Origin of the sequence: Serratia sp. 2880STDY5682894, from assembly GCF_001537385.1 — a bacterium.
Taxonomy (GTDB): domain Bacteria; phylum Pseudomonadota; class Gammaproteobacteria; order Enterobacterales; family Enterobacteriaceae; genus Serratia; species Serratia nevei.
In genome coordinates, this window is the sequence record NZ_FCJA01000014.1 from 23691 (window position 1) to 49085 (window position 25395).

At 61.7% G+C, this 25395-nt stretch carries 16 protein-coding genes and 1 riboswitch; of the genes, 6 read left to right on the forward strand and 10 right to left on the reverse strand.

What is annotated here, in order from left to right; genetic code table 11:
• Nucleotides 1-33: 33 nt before the first annotated feature.
• The 5 genes from AWX27_RS22740 to AWX27_RS22760 form a co-directional block, all read right to left on the reverse strand.
• Nucleotides 34-4860, reverse strand: coding sequence for a hemagglutinin repeat-containing protein (locus tag AWX27_RS22740; protein ID WP_060425137.1), 4827 nt, complete (start codon nucleotides 4858-4860; stop codon nucleotides 34-36).
• Between the two features lie 49 nt (nucleotides 4861-4909).
• Nucleotides 4910-6589 (reverse strand): ShlB/FhaC/HecB family hemolysin secretion/activation protein, encoded by a 1680-nt coding sequence (locus AWX27_RS22745; protein WP_060425139.1) that lies wholly within the window; start codon nucleotides 6587-6589, stop codon nucleotides 4910-4912.
• A gap of 385 nt (nucleotides 6590-6974) precedes the next feature.
• Nucleotides 6975-7892, reverse strand: a complete 918-nt coding sequence (gene panS / locus AWX27_RS22750) for a ketopantoate/pantoate/pantothenate transporter PanS (protein ID WP_049201525.1) — start codon at nucleotides 7890-7892, stop codon at nucleotides 6975-6977.
• 142 nt (nucleotides 7893-8034) lie between these two features.
• Nucleotides 8035-9402 (reverse strand): lysine-sensitive aspartokinase 3, encoded by a 1368-nt coding sequence (gene lysC, locus AWX27_RS22755; protein ID WP_060425141.1) that lies wholly within the window; start codon nucleotides 9400-9402, stop codon nucleotides 8035-8037.
• Nucleotides 9403-9510: 108 nt separating this feature from the next.
• Nucleotides 9511-9705, reverse strand: a riboswitch (Lysine riboswitch).
• A 52-nt stretch (nucleotides 9706-9757) separates the two neighbouring features.
• Complete coding sequence (locus AWX27_RS22760; protein WP_060425143.1) at nucleotides 9758-11566, reverse strand: cation:proton antiporter; 1809 nt, start codon at nucleotides 11564-11566, stop codon at nucleotides 9758-9760.
• A 229-nt stretch (nucleotides 11567-11795) separates the two neighbouring features.
• On the opposite strand from AWX27_RS22760, the gene pgi reads away from it, so the two are divergent.
• Nucleotides 11796-13442: a glucose-6-phosphate isomerase gene (pgi, locus tag AWX27_RS22765; protein WP_060425145.1), complete on the forward strand. Its 1647-nt coding sequence runs from the start codon at nucleotides 11796-11798 to the stop codon at nucleotides 13440-13442.
• 61 nt (nucleotides 13443-13503) lie between these two features.
• Here the strand turns inward: pgi and AWX27_RS22770 are convergent, their stop codons facing one another.
• Nucleotides 13504-14940, reverse strand: a complete 1437-nt coding sequence (locus tag AWX27_RS22770) for a capsule assembly Wzi family protein (protein WP_060425147.1) — start codon at nucleotides 14938-14940, stop codon at nucleotides 13504-13506.
• Nucleotides 14941-15165: 225 nt separating this feature from the next.
• On the opposite strand from AWX27_RS22770, the gene psiE reads away from it, so the two are divergent.
• Complete coding sequence (psiE, locus tag AWX27_RS22775; protein ID WP_004936694.1) at nucleotides 15166-15573, forward strand: phosphate-starvation-inducible protein PsiE; 408 nt, start codon at nucleotides 15166-15168, stop codon at nucleotides 15571-15573.
• A 155-nt stretch (nucleotides 15574-15728) separates the two neighbouring features.
• Here psiE and malG read toward each other — a convergent pair whose 3' ends face one another.
• From malG to malE, 3 genes are all read right to left on the reverse strand, one after another.
• Nucleotides 15729-16619: a maltose ABC transporter permease MalG gene (gene malG, locus AWX27_RS22780; RefSeq protein ID WP_004936696.1), complete on the reverse strand. Its 891-nt coding sequence runs from the start codon at nucleotides 16617-16619 to the stop codon at nucleotides 15729-15731.
• A gap of 11 nt (nucleotides 16620-16630) precedes the next feature.
• Nucleotides 16631-18208, reverse strand: coding sequence for a maltose ABC transporter permease MalF (gene malF / locus AWX27_RS22785; protein WP_038874341.1), 1578 nt, complete (start codon nucleotides 18206-18208; stop codon nucleotides 16631-16633).
• Between the two features lie 182 nt (nucleotides 18209-18390).
• Nucleotides 18391-19584, reverse strand: coding sequence for a maltose/maltodextrin ABC transporter substrate-binding protein MalE (gene malE / locus AWX27_RS22790; RefSeq protein WP_019453233.1), 1194 nt, complete (start codon nucleotides 19582-19584; stop codon nucleotides 18391-18393).
• Between the two features lie 358 nt (nucleotides 19585-19942).
• On the opposite strand from malE, the gene AWX27_RS25480 reads away from it, so the two are divergent.
• The 4 genes from AWX27_RS25480 (at nucleotide 19943) to malM (ending at nucleotide 24344) form a co-directional block, all read left to right on the forward strand.
• Entirely contained in the window at nucleotides 19943-20914 is a 972-nt protein-coding gene (locus AWX27_RS25480) for an alpha-amylase family glycosyl hydrolase (protein WP_060425181.1), read from the forward strand.
• Nucleotides 20907-22016 (forward strand): maltose/maltodextrin ABC transporter ATP-binding protein MalK, encoded by a 1110-nt coding sequence (gene malK, locus AWX27_RS22800; protein WP_038874339.1) that lies wholly within the window; start codon nucleotides 20907-20909, stop codon nucleotides 22014-22016. The genes AWX27_RS25480 and malK overlap by 8 nt, the downstream gene beginning before the upstream one ends.
• 29 nt (nucleotides 22017-22045) lie before the next feature.
• A complete protein-coding gene (locus AWX27_RS22805) occupies nucleotides 22046-23338 on the forward strand; it encodes a maltoporin (RefSeq protein WP_049288181.1) in 1293 nt (430 codons plus the stop codon).
• 100 nt (nucleotides 23339-23438) lie between these two features.
• The gene (malM, locus tag AWX27_RS22810; RefSeq protein ID WP_038874335.1) at nucleotides 23439-24344 is read left to right on the forward strand and encodes a maltose operon protein MalM; all 906 of its coding nucleotides are present in this window, start codon (nucleotides 23439-23441) and stop codon (nucleotides 24342-24344) included.
• A 55-nt stretch (nucleotides 24345-24399) separates the two neighbouring features.
• Here malM and AWX27_RS22815 read toward each other — a convergent pair whose 3' ends face one another.
• Entirely contained in the window at nucleotides 24400-25383 is a 984-nt protein-coding gene (locus tag AWX27_RS22815; protein WP_060425149.1) for a nucleoside hydrolase, read from the reverse strand.
• Nucleotides 25384-25395 lie beyond the last annotated feature (12 nt).

The window sequence follows — 25395 nt, forward strand, 5'->3', positions numbered from 1 at the left end:
TTTTCACCGGGGGCATTGCCTAGGAGAGGTGCGTTATTTGCCGCTGAACACGCCGGCTTTGGCGTCCGCCTGTTTCGTTGAGGCATGGCCGCTGGCGAACGGCACGTTGCCGTCAACGCCCTGTTTCGCCGCACCGGCGGCCAGGCCGCCTACCGTGGCCGCCACATCGACGCGGCCGCCGCCCTGATAACGTTGGCCGCTGACGTCCTGCTGGCTGACCTGGCTGCCGCCCAGTTCCACCTTGCCCTGCTGGCTGCGGATCTCGCCGCCGGTGAGTTGGGTTTGGCCGCCGACCTGCAGCGCCACGCCGTGCTTACCGGTAATCGCCGATTGCTCGCCGACCGCGTTGTTGTTCACCACCTCGGCATTGACCTTGAGCTGCCCCTGGCGGCCCGCCGGCCCGGTGACGCTGTCTTTCACTGCGCCGCCGACGGTGCGTGCACCGCGATCCCACAGCGGGCCCTGCGGTTTCTCGCCGGCCGGCGTTTCCGGCAGCGTCACTTTACCGTCGGCTTTGCTGAAGCTGACCGCGCCGGTGGTGTCCTGCTGCGGATCGAGGCGACGCGCCACGCTGTTGTACTTGTCGGTGGTGGCGTCGGCCACTTTGTTCACCCCGGCGTCCAGTTTCTCTTTCACTTTCCCGGCGTAGCGCGGCGTGCCCACCTTCGACAGCTTGGAGGTGATGCTGCTGCCCGGATCGTTGCTGTGGCTCAGACCGGCATCCACATCCACCTTCACGCCTTTCTCGACGTCTTTGCGGCTTTCAACGTGCAGATCGCCGCCCACCTTGCCCTGTACGCTGTCGGCATCGATGCGCGCCCCGGCGAGGCGGGTGTCCTTGCCGCTGTTGAGCGCCACATTGCCCGCGGTGATGCCGGTGTTGGCGTGGGTGGTTTTATCCTGCTGTTCCACGCCGACCTTCAGACCGGCGCCCAGCGTATGGGTGTCTTTGCCGGTGTTCGGATCGACCTTGCCGGCGGCGTCCTTGTTGAACGTTTGGCCGCCTTTGGCGTTGGCTTTAATGCCCAGGCTCCAGTTGTCCTTATGCTGCTCGTTCTTGGCGGACTCCAGCAGGATACCGCCGTTTTTCGCCTCGAGCACGGCGCTGCCGCCGCTGACCTTGGCGCCCTGCAGATGCAGCGCGTCATCGCCTTTGCCGCCGGCGGACAGGGTGACCTTGCCGTCTGAGGCGAGCGTAGCGCCCTGGCGTTCGGTCGCGGACTCATTCACCTTGGCGATGTCGAACGCGCCGCCGGCGGAGAGACTGCCACCGGTTTTTTCCTTGCTGTCGCTGCTGCCGGCGCCCAGATCGAGATTGCCGGACAGCTGGCTTTCCTTGCGCGTTTGGGTCGATTCCGCCGCCTGCAGCGCGACCTTGTTGCCCGCGCTCAGGGTGATGTCGCCCTGGCTTTTAACGTCGGTGCCTTTAAGCGTCAGATCGCGGCCCGCCTTCAGTTCAACGCCCTGTTGGCCGCTGACGTTGCCGACCTGTGCGGTACTGCCGCTGCTTTCGCCTTTGTTGGTACCGCCGCCGAAGCCGGCGCCGAAGTTTTTACTGTCGGCGGTGAAGCCGCCCTTCGCCGAGGCCTTGACGTTAAAGCCGCTGTGGTTCTCACTCTGTTTGTCGCTGGCCTGATCAAAGCGGATATCGCCGTCGGCGTCGACGGTGGTTTTACCGCTGCCGCCGTTCAGCGCGGTACCCTGATAGACCGCGTCTTTTTTCACGTTGACGTTGATGCCGTTGGCCGCGTCGATCGAGCCGGTCACCGCCTGGCTGGCGCTGCTGTTGCTGCGCTGGGTGCCGCCTTCGCCCTTGGCGTCCACGGTCAGATCGCTGCCGGTGGAGGTGTAGACGCGCACGCCGGCGCTGCCGCGGGTATCGCGGTTCTGCTCTTCCTGGCGGTTCGTTGCAGCTTCGCTGCGGTGGCTGTCCGCCGTCAGCGTGACCGCGCCTTTGCTTGCCTGATATTGCGTGCCCTGATCGCGCACTTCGCCTTTGGCGTTGATGTCGATGCTGCCGGCTTTCACCGAGCTGACCACCGCCTGCGAGCTGCTGCTGCGTTTTTCGCTGCTGCCGCCCTGTGCGCCGATATCCAGGCCGACGTTAGGCGCGCCGATGCCGCCGATGTCGTTGATGACGCCGGTGGCGTCCAGCTTGGCCGCCTTGCCGACCGCGCGCTCGACCGGGCGGGTCACGGCGCTGTAATCGACGTTGGCACCGATGTTCACGCCGACGTCGGTTTTGGTGGTGCTGCTGCTGGCGGTGTCGGCGGCGGCCAAATGATCGACGCCGGCGGCGTTCTCTTGGTAGGTGCCGCCGACGCTGTGCTGCGCGCCTTGCTGGGTCAGCTTGTCGCGGGCGTTGACAGTCAGGTTGCCTTTGACGTCGCTGCCGGAGGTGACCGCCTTGCTGCTCTGCGCCTGCGTTTTGCTGTTCTCGTAGCCGGCTTCCACGCCGCTGCCGAGCTTGTCGATGCCGCCGGTGTAGTAGAAACCGCCGCCGATCTTGGTCTGCTCGGTGTTCGAGGTGGTTTTATCGTCGGCCGCCAGGAACGAGACCTTGTTGCCGCTGACGCTGGCGTCGCCTTTGTCGGCGACCAGTTTGGAGCCGCTGAAGGTCACGTCCTTCTCCGCCTCGAGCTTCACGCTACCGCCGCTGAGGGTCGAGGCGCGGTTTTCGGTGCGGGTGGTTTTTTCGCTGTCGCGGGTGTGTTCGATGCGCAAACCGGCACGGTATTGCTTGTCGCCGGCTTCTTTGGCGTAGCCGTTGACGGTCAGCGCGGTCTTCTGCTCATCGATTTTTTGCTGCTGTTCGGCGGCCTTGACGTTGATGTTGCCGGTCTGCGACGTCACGCTCAGCTCGCCGCCGCTGGTGACCTGACTGCCGATGACGTCGGTATCCTTACGGCTGACCAGCTTCAGGTTGGTATCAGACTTCAGCTCGCTGGCGGTGCTGCTCTGGTAGCTGTTGTCGGCCTTGTGTGAACTGCTGGTGATGTTGAAGGCGGTGCCGGTGCGCGCATCGATTTTGTCCACGGTGGTGCTCAGCGCGTTGTCGATGCGCAGGCCACCTTGCGTGGCGTTGACCAGGCCGCCTTCCTTGCCGCGCGCCTTGCTGCCGGTGATGGTGACGCCCTGCTGGCCGTTCAGGCGCAGGGTGCCGTCGCTGGTCAGTTCGGAGGCGTGGCTGACCTCGCGGCGATTGCTGTTGTTCTTGTTGTCGCCGCCGCCGATGCCGCCCCAGGAGGTTTTGTCATCGCGCACCGCTTTGGCGTTGGCGGTTTTCTGCACCCCGATCTGGATTTGGTTGCCGGCATTGACCGTCAAATCGCGGCCGGCGTGCAGCTTGGCGCCCTGGGTCGCGACGTTGTTGCCGGCCTCCAGCGTCAGCGCCCCCTGGCTGCGCAGTTCGCTGGCCTTCAGGCTTTCGCTTTCGTCGCTGCTGCTCCAGCTGCCGGTGCGCAGGCTGGAAGTGTGGTTGCGCTGGTAGCCGCGTTCGGTGGACTTATCCTTCTCCACCAGCCCGGCGAGGTGCACGTCGCGCGCCGCCTTGACGCTCAGCGCCCGATCGGCGCTGACGTTGGCGCCCAACAGGTTCACGTCTTCCCGGGTACTGACGAGTTTGGCGCTGCCGCTGGCGGCGACGGTGCTGCCTGCCTGCTGCTGCTGCTCGCGCTCACGGGTGACGTCGTATTGCCAGGAGTAGAACCAGCGGTCGTCGGTGTGGCCCTGGGTCTGTTTCAGCTGCTGGCCGTCGAGCGTCAGCTTGCCGCCCTGCAGCGTGATGTCTTCGCCGCGAATATCGGTAGCGGTGAGGTGCGCGTGGTTATCCGCCACCAGGCTGATGTTCTTGCCTTTCAGCTCGGTGCGGGTCAGCTTCTGGCTGCTGCTGCGGTCGTTGACGTAAATGCCGCCGCGGTAGTTCTGGTAGTTGTCGCCGCCGTTGCGGTTGCTGCTGGCGTCGTCAACGCGGCTTTCGCTGCGAATATCGTAGGCCTTCACCTTGAGATCGTCGCGGGCGGCCAGCGTGCCCGCCAGCTTCACGCCGCTGCCTTGCGCGGTGTTGATGATGTTGATGCGCCCGGCCTGCATGCTGCCGAGGTAGTAGCTGTCCAGCGCGGTGGTCGGCTGCACGCTGGCCAGCACCTTGCCGTCGCGCGCCACGCGGTTATGGCCGCTGATGGCGTTGATCGCCGCCGGCGTTACGCTGCCGTTGCGGTGGGTGAAGTCTTGTACGATCACGTCACCGCGGCTGTCTATCTTCGGTGCGATCAGATCCAGCACGCCGCCGGCGTTCAGGGTACCGTTGAGGCTCAGGGTATTGCGGTTGTCCAGGGTGCTGTAGCCCTGCAGCAGGCCGTTCTCCACCAGCGGGTTGCCGACCACCAGCGAGGAGCGGCTGGTATTGATGAACCCGCAGCCCTGGCAGCTGATGCCGTTCGGGTTGGCCAGCACGTAGTCGGCCGCCATGCCGAAGATCTCTTGCTGGCCGTGCAGCAGAGAAGGGTTACGGCCGATCACTTCGTTGAGGATGACGCTGGCTTCGCGCCCGCCCAGATTGGGGTTGGCGCCCAGTTGGCCGGCCAGCTGCGACAGCCCTGCCTCGCGGGAGTTGTTCAGCACCGCGCCGGGCTGGTTGACGTTGAAGTCCTGATACTGGTTGTGCGACAGCCCGTTACCGTTCGGCGCGACGATGTCGACCACCTGCGCGCCGGTCGCGGTGGTGGAAACGCCGGGGCCGTTGGCGCCGTTGGCCGCCACGATCTCCGCGGCATAGGCGCCGGCGGAAGCGGCGAGAATAATCGCCAGCGCGGCGGCCAGTTTGCCCGCTGCTGAAAGCCTGAAGTTATTATTTTTCATCCATGTCTCTCCGTATATTGCCGTGGGGTCCTGCAAAACTGCTGATTAATTAAAAGGTGTAAGAAAAGCGCGCCAGTACCTGAACGGGATCTTCCGGCGTGGCGTGATTTGACAAGATCCAGCCGCGGCTGACCTCGAGATCGACCAGCGCCTGCCGATAGCGCAACGTGGCGCCGCTGCTCAGGCCGGCGCTGCTGCGCCACCCCGAGTTGTCCTGGCGCGGCAAAATGCGGCCGACGTCGGCGCCGAGGCGCGGCGTCAGCGTGGTGGCGCCCAGATTGAAGCTGCGCGACAGCGTGTTCTGCAGATACCAGCCGTTGTCGCCGGACTGGGTGCTGCGGCTAAAGCCGCGCACGGCGCTGCGATCGGTAAGGCTCAGCCATTCCACGCCGGGCAGCGGGTCGCGGCTGTACTGGCCATAGAACAGGTTGTTGAGCTGATAGGTCGCCTCGCCCAGGTGAAGGCGCTGGCTGAGGTTGGCGAACAGCTTGCCCTTGGTGAACTGGCTGTCGAGGTGCACCGAGCTCGGGTGGCGATCGGCCCCCAACCACGGCAGACCCTGTTCGACGCTGAGATTGGCGCTGAACACCCCGTTGGGCAGAATCTGCAGGTGGCTGGCGCTCAGCTCGGCCAGGGTCAGCGTGGGGCTGCTGACTTCGAGGCGCACGCTTTCGAAGTAGTTGTCGATGCGCTTGTAGGTCAACTGGCCGCTCAGGCTGTCTATCTGATCGCGATCGCGGTAAAACACATAGTCGCTGCGCAGCCCGTACTGTTGGGTCTGGCCGTGCAGTTTGACCACGTTGTGCGGCAGCTGCTGGTGGTTCTCATAGGACGAGAAGCTGGCGAACCCGCTGAAGGTGAACGCGCCGTACGGCAGCGAATAGAGCAGGGTATAGGCGCGGTTATAGCGATGAGCCGGGTTTTCCAGCGTGCTGCTGGCGTTCAGGCTGACGAAGTCCGACAGGCCGAACGGGCTGTCCAGCGTGGCGGTGGCGCGCGCCAGCCACTGGCCGGTGCTTTTTTGGCCGTAATTATCCGTGCCGGCGGTAATCAGCCAGGGCTTGGCATGTTGATTGCGCAAACGAATGACCGAACCGCCAACCTGGTGGCCGGGCAATATATCCAGCTTGGTGGTATTCGATTGCAAACGGTTGGCCTGATCCAATCCCTGGTCGAGCTCGGTTAATTTCAACGGCTTGCCTTCCAGCCCCGGAAATAATAAACGGCTGTTGACCCAGCGATCGCCGCCTTCTATTTTCTCGATAAATCCTTCGGTGACGCTTAACCCCAATTCTCCCTGTGAATTAGGGCGAACAATTTGCACGCGCGCGGTGATATAGCCTTTTTGCACATAAAGGCGCGTTAATTCGCGGGTCAGGCGATTGATATCATTGCTGCTGATGCAGTTTTCCGGCAGCGCGCTCAGGGCGGATAAATCGGTCGGCGAGAGCAGGGTGACGCCCTGCAGATAAACGCCGGCGATCGGCAGGCACTGCGCGGACTGCGGCAGGGCGGGCGCGGGCGGTTCCGGCTCCGCCAGCAAGCGTTGCTGCTTCAGCTGCTGGTAGCGGCGTTGCTCAATCAACTGGTTGACTTCACGCGTGCTGTCTTGCAACGCACGGCGCGACTCCCCCATCGACATATCCCGCATCATGTGGGCGTCCGGCAGGGTTTCGGCGGAAAGGGCCGTGCTGACCAACAGCGTCAAGGCGGTTATTTTTTTTATCATTGTAATCCATTATGAGAGGCCGCCGGGGCAGCCCGCCCAATCCATGAGGTTAACCACGGGCGGCCGACGGCCGGCCCGAAATAATGAGCGACATGCACATTGCGAGGTATCTTGATTTGCCGCGGCAAATAAGACGGTGGGTATAGATCTAAATAATAATTAGGCTGCTTCTTTTATGGTGGGCAACCCTGGTGACTTAATTAATTAAAAAAAGTAGAACGTCTCTTCCTCTTGCCAACATTATCGGCATGGTTAGGAAGAATCTGAATTTTTATTTTTCACGGATGATAGGGGATGAGAGGAATTATGACAATCCGACCAGTGGGAAATACGAAATTTCGCAGAGAAGAACGGGGACGCAATTGTTTGCGTCCCTACAGGCGGTTTATTTTTTCTTGATAGGGCGGCCGGACCAATACCCCGCCAGCAGCGAACCGGAGAGGTTGTGCCAGACCGAGAACAGTGCGCCCGGCAGAGCGGCCAGCGGTGAGAAGTAGATTTTACCCAGCGTGGCTGCCAGCCCGGAGTTCTGCATGCCGACTTCGATCGCCAGCGTGCGGCAGGTGGATTCGTCGAAGCCGAACAGCTTGCCGCCCCAGTAGCCGCTGAGCAAACCGATGCCGTTGTGCAGGATCACCGCGACGATCACCACCAAACCGACCGAGGCGATGTGGCTTTGGCTGCCCGCCACCACCGCGCTGATGATCGCGAGGATACACACCATCGACAGCGCCGGCAGCAGCGGCTCAATGCGTTTCACCGCCTTGGTCAGGGTGTGGTGGACGATCAGCCCAAGGCCGATCGGGATCACCACGATCTGCAGAATGCTCAGCAGCATGCCCATGATATCGACGCTGATCTTGGCGTCGACATACAGGCGGGTCAGCAGCGGCGTGGCGAACACCCCCACCAGCGTCGAGACCGCTGAGATGGTCACCGACAGCGCCACGTCACCCTTGGCCAGGTAGATCATTACGTTGGACGCGGTACCGCTGGCCACGCTGCCCACCAGCACCATGCCGGCGGACAGATCCGGTGGCATGCGGAACAGCATCGCCAGGATCCAGGCTGCCAGCGGCATGATCAGATAGTGCAGGAAGATGCCGGCCGCCACCGGGCCGGGGCGCGCCAGCACGCGTTTGAAGTCGTCCAGCCGCAGCGTGACGCCCATGGCGAACATGATTAGCATCAGCAGCGGGCTGACGTAGGGGCCGATGCCGGTAAAGGAGGTCGGCGTGTAATAGGCGGTGACGGACAGCAGTATCGCCCACAGGGGGAATAAGCGCGTGAAGAGTGCCAACATGCAGGTTTTCCTTAGCCAGATTGAGAACGGTGGGTGTGGTTGTGTTTTTTGCGGGTTCAACATGCTGAACCCCTGCAGGTTTTGAACGAATTTTTTAGACGCAGGGGCGCAGCGTGCTGCGCCCGCAATCAGGGATAATGACTTATTCGAACAGGTTGTGGTGCAGGGCGCGCACCACCTGCTCGGCTTCTTCGCCCGGGACCAGGAAGCACAGGTTATAGCTGCTGGCGCCGTAGCAGATCAGGCGGATATTGAACGGATCGAGCACGCCGAACACCTCTTTGCCTACGCCGCAGGCCCGCGACAGCTGGTTGCCGATGATCGCCACCAGCGCCAGGTTTTCTTCCACTTCCACCCGGCACAGCGACGACAGCTCGGTCAGCAGCGAGGTGGTCAGCAGGCTGCCGCCGACGGAGGTGGCACCGGTAGTGTCCATGGTCAACGCAATGCTGACCTCCGAGGTGGTGATCAGATCGACGGAGATGTTGTGGCGCGCCAGAATATTGAACACCTCGGCCAGGAAACCGCGCGCGTGCAGCATGTTCAGGCTGTGCAGCGTCAGCAGCGTTTGCTTGCGGCGCAGCGCCAGCGCACGGAACAGCGGCGGGTTTTCGGTGGTGTTGCACACCAGCGTGCCGCCGGCCGCCGGATCCTTGCTGGAGCCGACGAATACCGGAATATCGCTGCGCACCGCCGGCAACAGGGTGGCGGGGTGCAGGACTTTAGCGCCGAAGGTGGCCATTTCCGCCGCCTCTTCGAAACCGATTTTGTCGATGCGCTTGGCCGCCGGCACCACGCGCGGATCGGTGGTGTAGATGCCCGGCACGTCGGTCCAGATATCCACCCGGCCAACGCCGAGCGCCTCGCCGAGCAGCGCGGCGGTATAGTCGCTGCCGCCGCGGCCGAGCGTGGTGGTACGGCCCTTCGGCTCGCTGCCGATAAAGCCTTGGGTGACCACCAGCGCTTCCTGCAGGCGCGGCTGCAACTGCGCTCGGGCCAGTTCGCTGAGCGCGGCGCTGTCCGGCACGGCGCGGCCGAAGTGATCGTCGGTGCGCATCACTTTGCGCACGTCGAACCATTCGGCCTGCACGTTGCGGGCGCGCAGGATTTCAACGAACAGCAGGGTGGACATCAGCTCCCCATGGCTGACCAGCTCGTCGGTCAACGCCGTCGAAGTGGCCAGCGACGCGGCCTCCGACAGCATGGCGATGTTTTCCAGCAGCCGGTCGATCTCTTCACGGATCACCGCCGGCGCCGTGAGGCGATCGAGGATGGCGTACTGGATGCGGCGAATTTCATCAAGCTGGTAATTGCGCTTGTCGGCCTCGCAACCCTCGGCCAGGGCGACCAACAGGTTGGTGACGCCCGCCGAAGCGGACAACACCACCAGGCGGACCTGCGGGTTGGCCAGCACGACGTCGGCGCTGCGGTTCATGGCTTCAAAGTCGGCGACGCTGGTGCCGCCGAACTTGGCTACCACGGTGGAATTCTGGGGTGCTGCTTGGTTCATCTAGAAACCTCGTGTCAGGGATGCCCGTTTGGGGGCACTGTAATTCCATAGCCTTGGCACAAGGGGAGAGCGGTAAACAGGGGGCAGGCGTAGAGGTCAGGCTACGATACACCCAGAAGCGCCCCACCTTGTCGATCGCCCTGTGGGCGATCCCCTGGTGACAACCCAGGGGATTCAGCCCCTGTAGTCGATACGATAATGGCCGGCCATTATCGTACCTCGGCGTCGCTCCCCCTCGGGTGCCGTCAACGGAGAAACGGCTCCTCTGACACTCTACCTGGGCGACGCGCCTCTTCTGGCTTGCGCACCGGGTGCGCAAGTAGGCTGTTAGGAATAGCCGGTTATCGCCATTCTGTCAACGTACAGACGGTGAGGGATTTTCATCTTGTACCAGCGCGATAAGCGTACAGGGCATCGCGGGCGTGGAACCGGCGCCAATCGGTTGCAGAGAACCGTCTTCCTTTTGGCTGAATAACGGGATAACGCCCTGATGTTTCTCCAAATACTCCAGCCAACCGAAATTTTCGTTCAATTTGGTCGCCTTGATGGTGGCCCCCCTGGCGAGCAGGCTGCTCAGGCGGCCGTAGGTGGCTTCCTGATTAAATAAAATTTCATGCCGGCGGAAACGCGAACTTTCCGCGCTGGCGCCGCGCCCTTTCAGCGGCGCCCCCGAACGGATGGCAAACACGTGATCCTCACCGAAGAGATGGCCGAAGTGGTAGACCGCCAGCGCGTTCTGGTGGCGATTGGGCGACAGCGCCAACACCTGGGCGATATTGCTCAGGTCGAGATAGTTCTCGGCGTGTTCGGAGTAGGCGTGGCCATAGTAGGCCGGAATGCCGTCCATGCGCGCCTGGCGGTAGTATTCCCAACTGCTGTCGGTGACGATCACCGGCACGTTCAGCTTGATCAGCGCCTGCGCCAGCATGCGCGCCACGCTGTTGGCGCCGACGATCAGCACGCCGCGCGGCTTTTGCTGCTGTACCCGCAGCCAGCGCGCCATCATGCCGCTGGTCAGGCTTTGTAGCACCACGGTGCCGATGATGATGGCGAACACCACGGTGACCAGCCGGTCCGCGCCCTGATAGCCGCTGCGCTGCAGCGTCAGCGCGAACAGCGAGCTGACCGCCGCGGCGACGATGCCGCGCGGGGCGATCCAGCACAGCAGCAGCCGATCGCGCCAGTGCAGGGAAGAGCGCCAGGTCGACACCGCGATGCACAGCGGCCGGGCGATGAACTGCACCGCCAGCAGCAGCAGGAGCAGCGGCCAGCCCATGTTCCACAGCGCCTGGATGTCGAGCCGCGCCGCCAGAATGATGAACAGCGCCGAGATCAGGATCGCCGACAGCTCCTCCTTGAACGCCAGAATATCGCTGGTATCGACGTCGCGCATGTTGGCCAGCCAGATGCCCATCACCGTGACGGTCAGCAGGCCGGATTCGTCGGCGATGGCGTTGGAAACGCCGAAGGCGGCCAGCATGATCGCCAGCACCGCCAGGTTCTGCAGGTAGCGCGGTAGCCAGACGCGGCGCAGCGCCAGGCCGAGCAGGTAGCCGAACAGCGCGCCGGCGATCAGGCCGACGGCGGCGGTCACGCCCAGCGTCCAAAACAGGTGGGTATAGGACTCCGCATTCTGTTTCAGCACGATGAATTCGAACACCAGCAGGGTGAAGATGGCGCCGACCGGATCGATGACGATCCCTTCCCAGCGCAGCACCTGGTTAATGTTGGCGTTCGGCCGCACCACGCGCATCAGCGGGGCGATCACCGTCGGCCCGGTCACCACCGTCACCGCGCCGATCAGCGCCGCCAGCTCCGGCGGGAAATCCAGCAGCCACCAGCTGGCGAGGCTGATGACCAGAAAGGTAACCAGCATGCCGACGGTGACCAGATTGCGTACCACGCCGCCGAGGCCGCGTATCTCCTCGAAACGCAGCGTCAACGCCCCCTCGAACAGGATGATCGCCACCGACAGCGACACCAGCGGAAACAGCAGATCGCCGAACAGCAGATCCGGCTGCACCAGATGCACCGTCGGGCCGAGCACGATGCCGAACAGCAACAGCGGCAAAATGGCCGGCAGGCGCAGCAGCCAGGCCAGCCACTGCGCCAGCAGCGACGCCAGGCCGATAAGCACCAACATGAGCGGGGCGGATAATTCCATAAGCGAGATCCCTTTCAAATGACGAAATAAGCAACGATGACACAGCCTGATGACAATTCGGCAACCCCGATAACAGGCCGTTAGCCCAAAGTATAGAGTGAAAGCTGAAACGAGGCGGCAATGCGTTGACAGTTAGCGCCTATCGCAAGAAAAGAGATCATAATCACAGTCGAACAGGCTACAATCGGACAAACGCGTCATTTTTATTCTCAAGCCTAAGAGTGTTGCTATGAAAAATATCAATCCTAGTCAAACCGCTGCTTGGCAAGCCCTGCAGCAACATTATGCACAGATGAAAGACGTACGGATCGCCGACCTGTTCTCCCAGGACAGCGATCGTTTCTCCCGGTTCTCCGCGACCTTCAACGACCAAATGTTGGTGGACTATTCCAAGAACCGTATCACGCAGGAAACCCTGGAGAAGCTGCAGGCGCTGGCGAAAGAAACCGATCTGCAAGGCGCCATCAAATCGATGTTCGCCGGTGAGAAAATCAACCGCACCGAAGATCGCGCGGTGCTGCACATTGCCCTGCGCAACCGCAGCAACAGCCCGATCGTGGTCGACGGCAAAGACGTGATGCCGGAAGTGAACGCGGTATTGGCCAAGATCAAACAGTTCTGCGCGCGCGTCATCGGCGGCGAGTGGAAAGGCTACACCGGCAAGCCGATCACCGACGTGGTGAACATCGGCATCGGCGGTTCGGATCTCGGCCCTTACATGGTGACCGAAGCGCTGCGCCCATATAAAAATCACTTGAACATGCACTTCGTCTCCAACGTCGACGGCACCCATATCGCCGAAACGCTGCAGCCGCTGAACCCGGAAACCACGCTGTTCCTGGTGGCCTCCAAAACCTTCACCACGCAGGAAACCATGACCAACGCCCACAGCGCGCGCGACTGGTTCCTGAGCAGCGCCGCCGATCAACAGCACGTAGCCAAGCACTTCGCCGCGCTGTCTACCAACGGCAAAGCGGTGGCCGAATTCGGCATCGATACCGACAACATGTTCGAGTTCTGGGACTGGGTAGGGGGCCGTTACTCCCTGTGGTCGGCGATTGGTCTGTCGATCGCGCTGTCCATCGGTTATGACAACTTCGAGCAGCTGCTGAGCGGCGCGCACGCCATGGATAAGCACTTCGCCGAAACGCCGGCGGAGAAAAACCTGCCGGTGCTGCTGGCGCTGATCGGTATCTGGTACAACAACTTCTTCGGCGCCGAAACCGAAGCCATTCTGCCGTACGATCAGTACATGCACCGTTTTGCCGCTTACTTCCAGCAGGGCAACATGGAGTCCAACGGCAAGTACGTCGATCGCAACGGCAATCCGGTGGATTACCAGACCGGGCCGATCATCTGGGGTGAGCCGGGCACCAACGGCCAGCACGCGTTCTACCAGCTGATCCACCAGGGCACCAAGCTGGTGCCGTGCGACTTCATCGCGCCGGCCATCAGCCATAACCCGCTGGGCGATCACCACGCCAAACTGCTGTCCAACTTCTTCGCCCAGACCGAAGCGCTGGCGTTCGGCAAGTCGCTGGAAGTGGTGGAGGCCGAGTTCGCGGCGCAGGGTAAAACTCCTGAGCAGGTCAAGCACGTGGCGCCGTTCAAAGTGTTTGAAGGCAACCGTCCGACCAACTCGATCCTGCTGCGCGAAATCACCCCGTTCAGCCTGGGCAGCCTGATCGCGCTGTACGAGCACAAAATCTTCACTCAGGGCGCGATCCTGAACATCTTCACCTTCGATCAGTGGGGCGTGGAGCTGGGCAAACAGCTGGCTAACCGCATCCTGCCTGAGCTGGCGGGCAGCGAGAAAATCAGCAGCCACGACAGCTCGACCAATGCGCTGATCAACCGCTTCAAGGAATGGCGCTAATCGCCTGAGCTGAAGCCAATAAAAAACCCGCCGCGGCGGGTTTTTTTACGTCTGCAACAAATTACAGATTGATCGGTACTTCGAAGCTGACGCCCGCGCCCACGTCATCGGCGGTGCTGTGATCGTTATCGGTGTACCACAGGCTGGTATCGAACTTAACCTGAGACGGGAAGGTGTAACCCCAACCGACCTGAATGCCCTTCAGCGTATCGGATTTCGGGAACGCCTGGTTGATCGCCTGATTGTTCGGGTTCACTTTGGCGTATACCAGGCGGGTACTCCAGCGCTGGCTGTCGTCCAGCACCAGCTCTACGCGACCGGACAGCATCTGGCCGTCGCCGCCCATGGCGTGGCCCAGCGGGTAACCTTGCTGATAATACCCACCCTTATAGATATAGTGGGTGTAGACATAACGTTCCCGACTCATATCGGAACGGGTATCCGCCCCTTCGATATACCAGTTGATGGTCGTCGGGCCCCATTCCGGGTGGCCTTCCAGGCCGAGCAGATAGGTATTTTGCGAAGGCAGATAGCCCGCTTCATCTTCCCCCACCAGCTGACCGTACAGGCTGACCGGCAGGCCGATCAGCGGCTGCATCTTCAGTTTGAAGTCGAAGCCGGCGAGCTGGTTGCCCGGATCGTTGCCCTTGCCGGAATCATCATTATCACGGCCGCTAACGCCTTTCCAGAACGAACTCCAGGATTGCGGACGGCCCTCACCACCCCACTGCATGATGCGTGAGGCGCCTAATTCCAGGAAATCGGTCGGCATCATGGTGAAACGACCGCCGATCAGTTTGGTGTGCGGTACTGAACTGTACTGCGATAGCTGGCCGGCGGTCAGCTGGTATTGCCAGCGGCCGATCCACGACAGCCACGGGGTTTCAAACGGCGATTGGTCGGCTCGCTGCAGCATGAAGCCCGCCACCGGGCGTGCGGCATCGGAGCGGATCAGGCTGCCGTCGTAGCCAGGGCCCCACCATTGGGAAACTTCGCCGAAGGAGAGCCACTGGTTCCAGATTTTCACCGCGCCGTAGGAGCCGTTCATATTGAATTTGGAGCCGTCGCTGACACGCTGATCGCCTTCCACCGAGCCCTGCAGACGTACGTCCCAGAACTCGCCGTTGGCGCCGGCGCCGATGGTCAGGCGATCGTCGGCGTACTCATTTTGGCCGAAGCCCTGCGGGGTACCGGGTTTATCCGTCGACGCGTAACCGCTGACGCGGATGTTGGCTTTCAAGGCATCGACACGGCGCTGCACGCGGTCGATGACGTTTTTCTCGGTATTGGTCACCGGTTTGGCCTGCGCGATAACGGAACTGATCTCTTCCTGGCTCAGCGGCCAGGTGGACAGGCTGACGTTGATGACGCCGCGGTCAGACAACCAGGCGAGATCGTTACGCAGATCGTTGTCAGGGGTTACCAGGCCGGCGGCGTGGCCGGACAATGCACAGGTAAACAGGCCCGCAGCGACCAGTCCGTTAAGTTTAGCGCGCATAAAGAATTCCCTTGTTAATTCGAGGTTATTAGTTTTATGTAAAGATCTCTGTGACCCATGATAGTTGACATTTCGATTTGCTACAAATCTATAAGCCAGAAACATCTTATTATAACTTTATGAATTAAATGGGGTTTAAAGTGCTTTCGCGCGGGGCATAATTTTTAAGACAATGCCTATATTGGCACGGTTGAATCATATTAGCGGTATTCAGAGAGAGGTTTTATGGCAAAAACGTCGCGTTCGATCATGATAGCGAAAGGGCTGCAGCGGGTACTGAACGTAGGTTTGCTGCTGCTGGCGGCAATTCTGGTGGTGTTTCTGGTCAAGGAGACCCTCCACCTGGCGAAGGTGTTATTTATCAACAACGAAGAGTCTTCTTCATACCTGTTGATTGAAGGCATCGTGATTTATTTCTTGTACTTTGAATTTATCGCCTTGATCGTCAAGTATTTTGAGTCGGGTTATCATTTCCCGCTGCGCTATTTTATTTATATTGGCATTACCGCGATTATTCGTTTGATTATCGTGGACCACAAGAATCCCATCGATACCCTGATCTACGCCGCGGCGATATTGGTGCTGGTGGTGACGCTCTATCTGGCCAACACCGATCGGCTGAAACGGGAATAGCGGAGATAAAAATGGCGGCCAATGGCCGCCAAAGACACAGGATATCATTACCTGTCGTCTTTCAAGCTACAGCGTTGTTGACTGCACTCGCTGTAACTTGAAATCCATAGGGTAAAAGATAAGGAAAGACATCAAACGCACTGCAGTGGCACAAATTACCCCTTCACGCCGCCGGCCGTCAGGCCGCCCACCAGCCAGCGCTGCGCCAGCAGGAACACGGCGGTAATCGGTATCGCCGACAGCACCGCGGCGGCGGCGAAGTCGCCCCACAGGTAGTTCTGCGGGTTGAGATATTGCTGCATCCCCACCGCCAGCGTGTAGCTGTTCACATCGCGCAGCAGCAGCGACGCTACTGGCACTTCGGTGATGGCGGCGATAAACGACAGAATGAACACCACCGCCAGAATCGGCACCGACAGCGGCAGCAGCACCAGACGGAATGCCTGCCACGGCGTGGCGCCGTCCAGCGCCGCCGCCTCTTCCAGCGAGTTGTCGATGGTTTCGAAATAGCCCTTGATGGTCCAGACGTGCAGCGCGATGCCGCCCATGTAGGCGAAGATCACGCCGCCGTGGGTGTTCAGGCCGATAAACGGAATGTACTGGCCCAGGCGATCGAACAGCGCATACAGCGCCACCAGCGACAGCACCGCCGGGAACATCTGGAATATCAGCATGCTCTTCAGCAGCGTGCTCTTGCCGCGAAAACGCATGCGGGCGAAGGCGTAGGCGCAGGTGGTGGATAGCGTCACGATGCCGATGGCGGTGATCGCCGCGATCTTGATGGAGTTCCACAGCCACAGCAGCACCGGGAACGGCGGCGGCGTCACGCTGCCGTCGGCGTGGGTGACGCTGAAGCCGAGCGCCAGCCGCCAGTGATCCCAGGAGAGGGTTTCCGGTATCAGGCTACCGGTGGCGAAGTTGCCGGAGCGCAGCGAGATGGCCACTACCATCAGCAGCGGGAACATGATCAGGGCGATAAAGCACAGCATCAAAATATGGGTGATCCACAGGCGCAGGCGCTGGGACTTGGGTTGAACCATGGCCATCGTTATTCTCCCTAATCGAAGTTCATCTTGCTGGCTTTCAAATTCAGGATCGCCAGCGCGCCCACCAACAGGAAGATCAGCGTGGCGATGGCGGCCGCCAGCCCGAAGTCTTGCCCGCCGCCGCCTTCGAAGGCGATGCGGTAGGTGTAGCTGACCAGCAGATCGGTATAGCCGGCCGGCGTAGTGGTGCCGATCATGTCCGGGCCGCCGTTGGTCAGCAGCTGGATCAGCACGAAGTTGTTAAAGTTGAAGGCGAAGCTGGCGATCATCAGCGGCGTCAGCGGCTTGATCAGCAGCGGTAAGGTGATGCGGAAGAAGTTTTGCCACGGGTTGGCGCCGTCCATCGCCGAGGCCTCGTACAGATCGTCCGGGATGGCCTTCAGCAGCCCCATGCACAGGATCATCATGTACGGGTAGCCGAGCCAGGTGTTGACGATCAGGATCATGCTCTTGGCGGTGAGCGGATCGCTGAACCAGGCCGGTTTGATGCCGAACAGATGGCTGAGCATCATGTTGATCTCGCCGAAGCTCTGGTTGAACAAACCTTTGAAGATCAGGATCGAGATGAATGACGGCACCGCATAGGGCAGGATCAGCAGCACGCGGTAGATCGCCTTGCCTTTCAGCGCCTCCCACTGCACCACGCAGGCCAACACCATGCCGACCGCCACGGTGAGGATCACCGTCATCACCGAGAACACGATGGTCCAGATGAAGATCGACACGAACGGTTTCTTGATGCCCTCGTCCTGCAGCACCCGCAGGAAGTTTTTCCAGCCGGTGGTGACGGTATAGCCTGGGCTCAGTGTTTCCTGCGCCCAGCCGCCGTCGGCGTTGATCGCCTGATAGAAGCCGGTGTCGCCGTTCGGCCGGTAGCGCACCTGAGTCTGGTTATTGGTCAGCGTGCTGCCGTCTTTGTCCAGCGCATACAGCGGGCGGGTGCCGGAGAACTGGCGCAGGGAGCTCATGCGCAATTCCCCGCCGTCGGGCAGTTGCGCCACCAGCTGGCTCAGCGCCTGCCGGTTCTGGGTGATCGCCCGCAGCGTGGCGCGTTCGCCCTGCGGCGCGGCGCTCTGCGCCGTCAGCTTCAGGGTTTGCGGCGCGGCGGCGTCGAGGCGGAAAGGTTCGGAGATCAGCGGCTGTTCGCTGTCCGGTGGCGTCAGCTGCAGGCGCCACTGTTGGTTTTCCGCCGGGTAGAGGCCGAAGGTAAAGGTTTTGCCGCTCTGGAATTGGCGCTGCATCAGCACCGATTGCGCGCGTTCAAAAGTCAGCTGGTTGGTGCTGCTGTAGTTGGTAAAGGCGATGGCGATGGTGCAGATCAGCGGGAACAGGACGAACAGCCCCATGCCGGCGACGCCGGGATACACATAGCGCCAGGCATAGGCGCGGCGGTTGGCGAAGACGTAAAGCCCGGCGCTGACCAGGATCAGCGTCAGGATGGCGAACAGGTATTCACCCTGTGCATACATCAACACAATCAGGTAGCAGGTCACCAGGCTGAACAGACCGACCACCAGCCATTTCAGCGCGTCGCTTTGCCACCACTTCGATTTTTTACGCGCAGGCGTCCCGGCGTGAGCGAATTGCATAGGGCGTTCCTTTCTGTGAAGCAACGGCGGGGCACTTGTCCCCTTCATACTTGAAGCTACACCTTTGTTGGCTGCGTCCGCTCACCCCGGTCACATAGTTATCTATGCTCCCGGGGATGTGCGTACTTGCCGTCGCGGTGTAACTCCAATTATTTCGGGGATGTTAATCCCGCACGACGTCTTTACTTGGTGATACGGGTCTGCACGTCGTCCAGCGCGGCTTTCACCGTCTGACGGCCGCTGACGGCGTTGATCACCGCGCTGCGTTCGGCGTACCAGAAGGCGCTCATCTGCGGGATGTTCGGCATGATTTCCCCGTTTTGCGAGTTCTGCATGGTGGCCGCTATCTTCGGATCTTTGGCCAGCGCTTCCTGATAGGACTTCAGCGCCACCGCGCCCAGCGGCTTGTCTTTGTTGACGTCCGCCAGCCCTTCGTTGGTCAGCAGGTAGTTCTCGAGGAACTCGGTCGCCAGCTCTTTATTCGGGCTGGCGGCGTTGATGCCGGCGGTTAGCACGCCGACGAACGGCTTGGACGGTTTGCCTTTGAAGGTTGGCAGCAGCGTCACGCCGTAGTTGATTTTGCTCTGCTCGATGTTGTTCCAGGCCCACGGCCCGTTGATGGTCATCGCGGTCTGGCCTTTGTTGAACGCGGCTTCGGCGATCGAGTAGTCGGTATCGGCGTTGATGTGCTTGTTTTTCACCAGATCGACGATGAACTGCAGACCGGCCTGCGAACCGGCATTGGCGACGCCGACATCCTTGATGTTGTATTTGCCGTTTTCATACTTGAAGGCATAACCGCCGTCGGCGGCGATGATAGGCCAGGTGAAGTAGGGTTCCTGCAGGTTCCACATGATGGCGCTTTTGCCGCTGGCGCGCAGCTGCTTGTCCAGCGCCGGGATCTCTTCCCAGGTCTTCGGCGGCTGTTTGACCAGGTCTTTGTTGTAAATCAGCGACAGCGCTTCGACGGCGATCGGGTAGCCGATTAGCTTGCCGTCATAGCGCACGGCGTCCCAGGTGAACGGGAACAGCTTGTCCTGGAAGGCTTTGGACGGGTGGATTTCGGCCAGCAGGCCGGACTGCGCATAGCCGCCGAAGCGGTCGTGGGCCCAGAAGATGATGTCCGGGCCGTCGCCGGTGGCGGCCACCTGCGGGTATTTTTCTTCCAGCTTGTCCGGGTGCTCGACGGTGACCTTGATGCCGGTGTCTTTTTCGAATTTCTTGCCGACTTCGGCCAGGCCGTTATAGCCCTTGTCGCCGTTGATCCAGATAACCAGTTTGCCTTCCTCGATCTTGGCGAAGGCGGAAGAAGAGAGCACCAGGGTGGCCAGTGCCGAGAGCGCCAGCGTGCGGGCGAGGGTAATGCTGCGAGTCATAATCCAGTCCTTCTTTTTGTGGGCACATAAATCAAGGAGAGACGTTTCGCGGTAATAGTGGGTCACAACGCGACATATTCTCATCCTCCCCCCCTCTACGCCCCTGTGATGAGGAGTGTGATCCAGTTAACGTTGCGCTCTATTCTGTGGCGTCAGGCACAAAATAGGGGGGCGATTTTTGCCAGCCGGATCACAGATTTGCCTTAAGCGCGGAACTTCTCATCGCTGTGGTCGTTCTCTCATCCTCCCGTCTCCTCCCCCATGAAAAATCCTGTTACGGATGATTACCCTTTCCGGCGACTCCCGCACTATCGGCCCATTGATTTTCAACGCCACGCGCAGCAGGGATACCGGATTTATGTCGTCAATGCCTATCGCCACCCAGCCCACCCTGTACCGGATCCATCCGGCCAGTTTCCGTGACGGAAACGGGGACGGCGTGGGCGACGCGCACGGCATGCTGGCGGCGCTGCCGTACCTGAAAGCGCTGTCGATCGACGGCCTGTTGCTGCCGCAGACGCTGGCGCCGGAGACCGAGGCGACGGTGACGGGCGAAGGGCTGACGCTGTGGTACGCCGATGAAGCCAACCGCGTTCGCAATGCGGCCGCGCCGCAGCGGTTCGCCCACGGCGCATTGGCGCTGGACGTGATGCCGTTCAGCGCGGAGAAGCTGGTGGCGGTGCTGCATGCCCGCCGCGCCTCGTTGGCGGACAGCCTGTGGAGCACCGGCGACGCGGATCAGCCCCGAGTGGTCAGCCGCTGGGGGCAGGGCGATTTGCGCTCCGCCGCCGCCTTTCTGACGCTGCTGGCGATGTTGCCGGCGCCGATCTGCCTGTATCAGGGCGAAGAGCTGGGGCTGCCGCACGCCGCCGGCCTGCAGGATCCGCGCGGCGCGCAAACGCCGATGCCGTGGCATGAGGCCCCCGAACAGGTCACCGCCGGCGAAATCAGCTGGTATCAGCAGGTGGCGATCGAACACCGCGCGTTGGCCATCAGCCGCCAACAGCACGACAGCCACTCCACCTTACGTTACTGCCAGGCGCTGTTGGCCCTGCGCCGTTCGCCGCTCATCCAGCGCGGCGAGCTGAGCGCGGTCAGCCAGCGAGACGGCGTGGTGCGCTTACTTATTACCCATCAGGATCAATGCCTTGAAGCGCTGATAAACCTGCAGCCTTATACTCAGGCGGCCGCGCCGTCTGAGGCGACCTTGCCGTTGGCATGGCAGCACGGCGCGCAGCAAGAGGGTCATCAATGGGTTTTGGCGGGCTTTGCCTCCGCCATTTTCACACGACATGTTAACTGCGAAAGCAGGGGAGTAACGCATGGCTAGCGTCACACTGCGCAGCGTTTATAAGGCCTTCGGTGAGGCCGTGATTTCCAAAGACGTCAATCTGACCATCGAAGACGGCGAGTTTGTGGTGTTTGTCGGGCCGTCGGGCTGCGGTAAATCGACGCTGCTGCGCATGATCGCCGGGCTGGAGGACATCACCTCCGGCGAGCTGCTGATCGGCGAGAAACGTATGAATGAGGTGCCGCCTTCCGAGCGCGGCATCGGCATGGTGTTCCAATCCTATGCGCTGTATCCGCACCTGTCAGTGGCGGACAACATGTCGTTCGGCCTGAAGCTGGCCGGCGCCAGGAAAGCGGAAATCAATCAACGGGTGAACCAGGTCTCCGAGGTGCTGCAGCTGGCGCACCTGCTCGATCGGCGGCCGAAGGCGCTGTCCGGCGGGCAGCGTCAGCGCGTGGCGATCGGCCGCACGCTGGTGGCTGAGCCAGACGTGTTCCTGCTCGACGAACCGCTGTCCAACCTCGACGCCGCGCTGCGGGTGCAGATGCGCATCGAGATCTCCCGTCTGCACAAGCGCCTGCAGCGCACCATGATTTACGTCACCCACGATCAGGTCGAAGCGATGACGCTGGCCGACAAGATCGTGGTGCTCGACGCCGGTCGCGTGGCGCAGGTTGGCAAGCCGCTGGAACTGTACCACTACCCGGCCAACCGCTTCGTCGCCGGGTTTATCGGCTCGCCGAAGATGAACTTCCTGCCGGTCAAGGTGACCGCGGCGCAGCCGCAACAGGTGCAGGTCGAGCTGCCCAACCGCCAGCTGGTCTGGCTGCCGGTGGAAGGCGCGGGCGTTCAGCCCGGCGCCAACCTGTCACTGGGCATTCGCCCTGAACATCTGCTGCCCGGCGAAGCCTCTGAAGTGCGGCTTACCGGCGACGTACAGGTGGTGGAGCAACTCGGCAACGAGACGCAAATCCACATCCAAATCCCGGCTATCCGTCAAAACCTGGTGTACCGCCAGAATGACGTGGTGCTGGTAGAAGAAGGTGCCACATTCGCCATCGGCCTGCCGCCTCACCGCTGCCACCTGTTCCGTGAAGACGGTACGGCATGTAAACGGCTGCACCAGGAGCCGGGCGTTTAAAGCATCAAAGTCGGTATAACAGGAGAATAATGATGACTACTCTGCGCAAACTTCCTCTGGCACTGGCTGTCGCCGCCGGTGTTCTCTCTACCCAGGCGCTGGCCGTGGATTTCCACGGTTACGCCCGTTCCGGCATCGGCTGGACCGGCAGCGGCGGTGAGCAACAGTGCTTCAAGGCCACCGGCGCCGCGAGCAAATACCGTCTCGGCAACGAATGCGAAACCTACGCCGAGCTGAAACTGGGGCAGGAAGTGTGGAAAGAAGGCGACAAGAGCTTCTACTTCGACACCAACCTGGCCTATTCGGTCTCGCAACGTTCCGACTGGGAAGACGTGACCCCGGGCTTCCGCGAAGTCAACGTGCAGGGTAAAAACCTGATCGACTGGCTGCCGGGCTCCACGCTGTGGGCCGGTAAGCGCTTCTATCAGCGTCATGACGTTCACATGATCGACTTCTACTACTGGGATATCTCCGGCCCGGGCGCCGGTCTGGAAAACATCGATCTGGGCTTCGGCAAGCTTTCCGCTGCCGTGACCCGCAACTCGGAGTCCGGCGGCTCTTACGGCTACCTGGATAACGAATGGAAACAGCGTCCGACCGTCAACGACACCTTCGACGTGCGCTTGGCCGGCCTGGAGCTGAACCCGGGCGGCACCCTGGAGCTGGGCGTGGACTACGGCCGCGCCAATGCGCAGGACCACTACCACCTGGCCGACGGCGCGAGCAAAGACGGCTGGATGTTCACCGCGGAACACACCCAAAGCATCCTGAACGGTTACAACAAGTTTGTGGTGCAGTACGCCACCGACTCGATGACCTCGCAGAACAACGGCCGCAACGAAGGCGCCACCATCGATAACAACGGCAAGATGATCCGCGTGCTGGATCACGGCGCCATCGACTTCAACGATCAATGGGCGTTGATGTACGTCGCCATGTTCCAGGACATCGACCGCGACAACAACAACGGCACCACCTGGTACACCGTGGGCGTGCGCCCGATGTACAAATGGACGCCGATCATGAGCACCCTGCTGGAAGCGGGCTACGACAACGTCAAATCCCAGCGCACCGGCGATCGCAACGGCCAGTATAAAGTGACCCTGGCGCAGCAATGGCAGGCCGGCAACAGCATCTGGTCGCGCCCGGCCATCCGTCTGTTCGCCACCTACGCCAAGTGGGATGAGAAGTGGGGCTACGCCACCGGTGACGACACCGGGTATAACGCCGGCACCGCTTACAACGACACCAGCATGCATACCTTCAGCCGCGGCAAGGATGACGAAGTCACCTTCGGCGCCCAGATGGAAATTTGGTGGTAACGACGACAGGGCGGGGAGGGCCAGCGGCTCTCCCCCAACCGCATTCGCCGCGGCCGGATCTCTTGCCTGATCCGCCGCAGCGCTGAAAGAGGATATAACGATGAAAAAGAATCTGCTGTCACTCTGCCTGTCGCTGGCGCTGACCGTCGGCGCGCCTTTGGCGGCCAACGCCGAGACGCCGGCCAACGTTTCCGTCGCGCCGGCCATCAGCGCCGCCACGCTGCAAAGCCTGCCGTGGCAGCCGCTGCAGCCGCCGGTGTCGCAAGAGGTGAAGCTGGACGCCGTCAGCCCGCAGCTCAATCAGGGCGAGATTCAGGGGGCGATCGCCGCCTATACGCTGCCGGCCGATCGCGGTTCGCTGGAAGTGACGCTGAGCAGCCTTGCCAAAAACAATTCGCTTTATGCGCCGAGCGTGCTGGTGCTGGACGAGCATCTGCGCCCGGCGGCGTATTACCCGAGCAGCTACTTCCCGTATCAGCCACCGGGGGCTATGTCCTCCGATCGCCTCGAAGGCACGCTGAAACTGACGCCGGCGCTCGGCCAAAAACAGATTTACCTGCTGGTGTACACCACCCGCCAGGACTTGGCGAAAACCACTCAGTTGACCAACCCGGCCAAGGCCTATGCGCAGGGCGTGGGCAACGCGGTACCGGATATCCCGGATCCGATCGCCGGCCACGCGACGACCGGCACGCTGAAGCTTAAGGTCACCGCTGAACAGGGCACCGGCAACGTGATGATCGGCATGCTGCAGCCTGCGCCGACCGTGGCGCCGGTGGTGGTGGGCTCGACCGCCCCTGCCGCCGTGGCGGCACCGGCACCGGCGCCGGAGAAACCGGCGGAGCCGATGCTCAACGATACCGAAAGCTACTTCAATAACGGCATCAAACAGGCGGTGAAGGCGGGCGATATCGACAAGGCGCTGAAACTGATGAATGAGGCCGAGAAACTGGGCTCGACCACCGCGCGTAAAACGTTTATCAGCAGCGTTAAAGGCAAGGGGTAACACCCGGCGCTGCCGATGCTGGCTCGATGATTGGTGCGCTTTGGCGCACCTTTTTTCATCCGCGGGCCAGCGTTGCGCCGATCAACGCCAACAGACGAGCGTTGTCTACCTGCTGCATGACACGTACCGGCCTGCCCTGCGGCGCCGGCATGCCGACCGTCAGACGCAGGCTGTCCGGCCGCCAGCGGCGTGAGCTGCCGCGCGTCAACGCCCCTTCCAGCGCCACATCCACATGGAACATCTCGGTGGTGACCAGCTGCGGCGCCAGCAGCCAGGCGATCACCAACGCATCATGGATCCAGCAGCCCGGCAGGTGCCGCGTATGGCGCGAATAGTCGATCCACGGCCGCGTGGTGGCGCGTAAATAGCGGCACAGCGGGGTGTCCGGCTGGGTCAACGCGGCCAGATCCGCCTGGGTCAGCATGGTCTGGGTGGTGACATCCAGCGGTGCCAGCGTGATGGTGGCGCCGCTGTTCAACACCAGCCGCGCCGCTTCCGGATCCAAACCGAAATTGGTGTCCTTGATGTACCCGTCGACGTTGAATACGCCCCCCATGATCACAATCTCTTTCACCGCCTGCGCCATCTGCGGGTAAAGCTGCATGGCGTGCGCAACGTTGGTCAGCGGGCCGATCGCCGCCAGCGTGATCTCGCCGGGATGCCGGCAGATCAGCTCGCCGATGGCGATGGCGGCGTCCGGTGCGGGCGCGTTGGCCAGCGAGGGCGCGGGCAGGTCACGCCACAGCGCCGCCAGCTTCGGATCGGCGATCGGGCGGTCCAGATGTGCGCGCCACGGCTCCGGCGGCTCGCTCAGGGCGCGCGCCGCGCCGAGGGCGACCGGCACCTGATAGCCGCTCTGCGCCAGCAGATCGGTGGCGACGGCGAATCCCACTTCTCGAGGGGTGTTGCCGGCCACGATGCTGATCAGCTCCAGCTGCAGCTGCGGTTTGGCCGCCAGCGCCAGGGCCAGCGCCAGGCCGTCGTCGACGTTGGCGCCGGGCACGCCGTTGCCGGGATCGCAATCAATGATTAAACGCATATAAGGTGTCCT

What these genes read in the sequence shown, in the direction of transcription:
- AWX27_RS22740 (WP_060425137.1), bottom strand. Translation starts at nt 4,860, where the DNA reads ATGAAAAATAATAACTTCAGGCTTTCAGCAGCGGGCAAACTGGCCGCC.
- AWX27_RS22745 (WP_060425139.1), bottom strand. Translation starts at nt 6,589, where the DNA reads ATGATAAAAAAAATAACCGCCTTGACGCTGTTGGTCAGCACGGCCCTT.
- panS (WP_049201525.1), bottom strand. Translation starts at nt 7,892, where the DNA reads ATGTTGGCACTCTTCACGCGCTTATTCCCCCTGTGGGCGATACTGCTG.
- lysC (WP_060425141.1), bottom strand. Translation starts at nt 9,402, where the DNA reads ATGAACCAAGCAGCACCCCAGAATTCCACCGTGGTAGCCAAGTTCGGC.
- AWX27_RS22760 (WP_060425143.1), bottom strand. Translation starts at nt 11,566, where the DNA reads ATGGAATTATCCGCCCCGCTCATGTTGGTGCTTATCGGCCTGGCGTCG.
- pgi (WP_060425145.1), top strand. Translation starts at nt 11,796, where the DNA reads ATGAAAAATATCAATCCTAGTCAAACCGCTGCTTGGCAAGCCCTGCAG.
- AWX27_RS22770 (WP_060425147.1), bottom strand. Translation starts at nt 14,940, where the DNA reads ATGCGCGCTAAACTTAACGGACTGGTCGCTGCGGGCCTGTTTACCTGT.
- psiE (WP_004936694.1), top strand. Translation starts at nt 15,166, where the DNA reads ATGGCAAAAACGTCGCGTTCGATCATGATAGCGAAAGGGCTGCAGCGG.
- malG (WP_004936696.1), bottom strand. Translation starts at nt 16,619, where the DNA reads ATGGCCATGGTTCAACCCAAGTCCCAGCGCCTGCGCCTGTGGATCACC.
- malF (WP_038874341.1), bottom strand. Translation starts at nt 18,208, where the DNA reads ATGCAATTCGCTCACGCCGGGACGCCTGCGCGTAAAAAATCGAAGTGG.
- malE (WP_019453233.1), bottom strand. Translation starts at nt 19,584, where the DNA reads ATGACTCGCAGCATTACCCTCGCCCGCACGCTGGCGCTCTCGGCACTG.
- AWX27_RS25480 (WP_060425181.1), top strand. Translation starts at nt 19,943, where the DNA reads ATGTCGTCAATGCCTATCGCCACCCAGCCCACCCTGTACCGGATCCAT.
- malK (WP_038874339.1), top strand. Translation starts at nt 20,907, where the DNA reads ATGGCTAGCGTCACACTGCGCAGCGTTTATAAGGCCTTCGGTGAGGCC.
- AWX27_RS22805 (WP_049288181.1), top strand. Translation starts at nt 22,046, where the DNA reads ATGATGACTACTCTGCGCAAACTTCCTCTGGCACTGGCTGTCGCCGCC.
- malM (WP_038874335.1), top strand. Translation starts at nt 23,439, where the DNA reads ATGAAAAAGAATCTGCTGTCACTCTGCCTGTCGCTGGCGCTGACCGTC.
- AWX27_RS22815 (WP_060425149.1), bottom strand. Translation starts at nt 25,383, where the DNA reads ATGCGTTTAATCATTGATTGCGATCCCGGCAACGGCGTGCCCGGCGCC.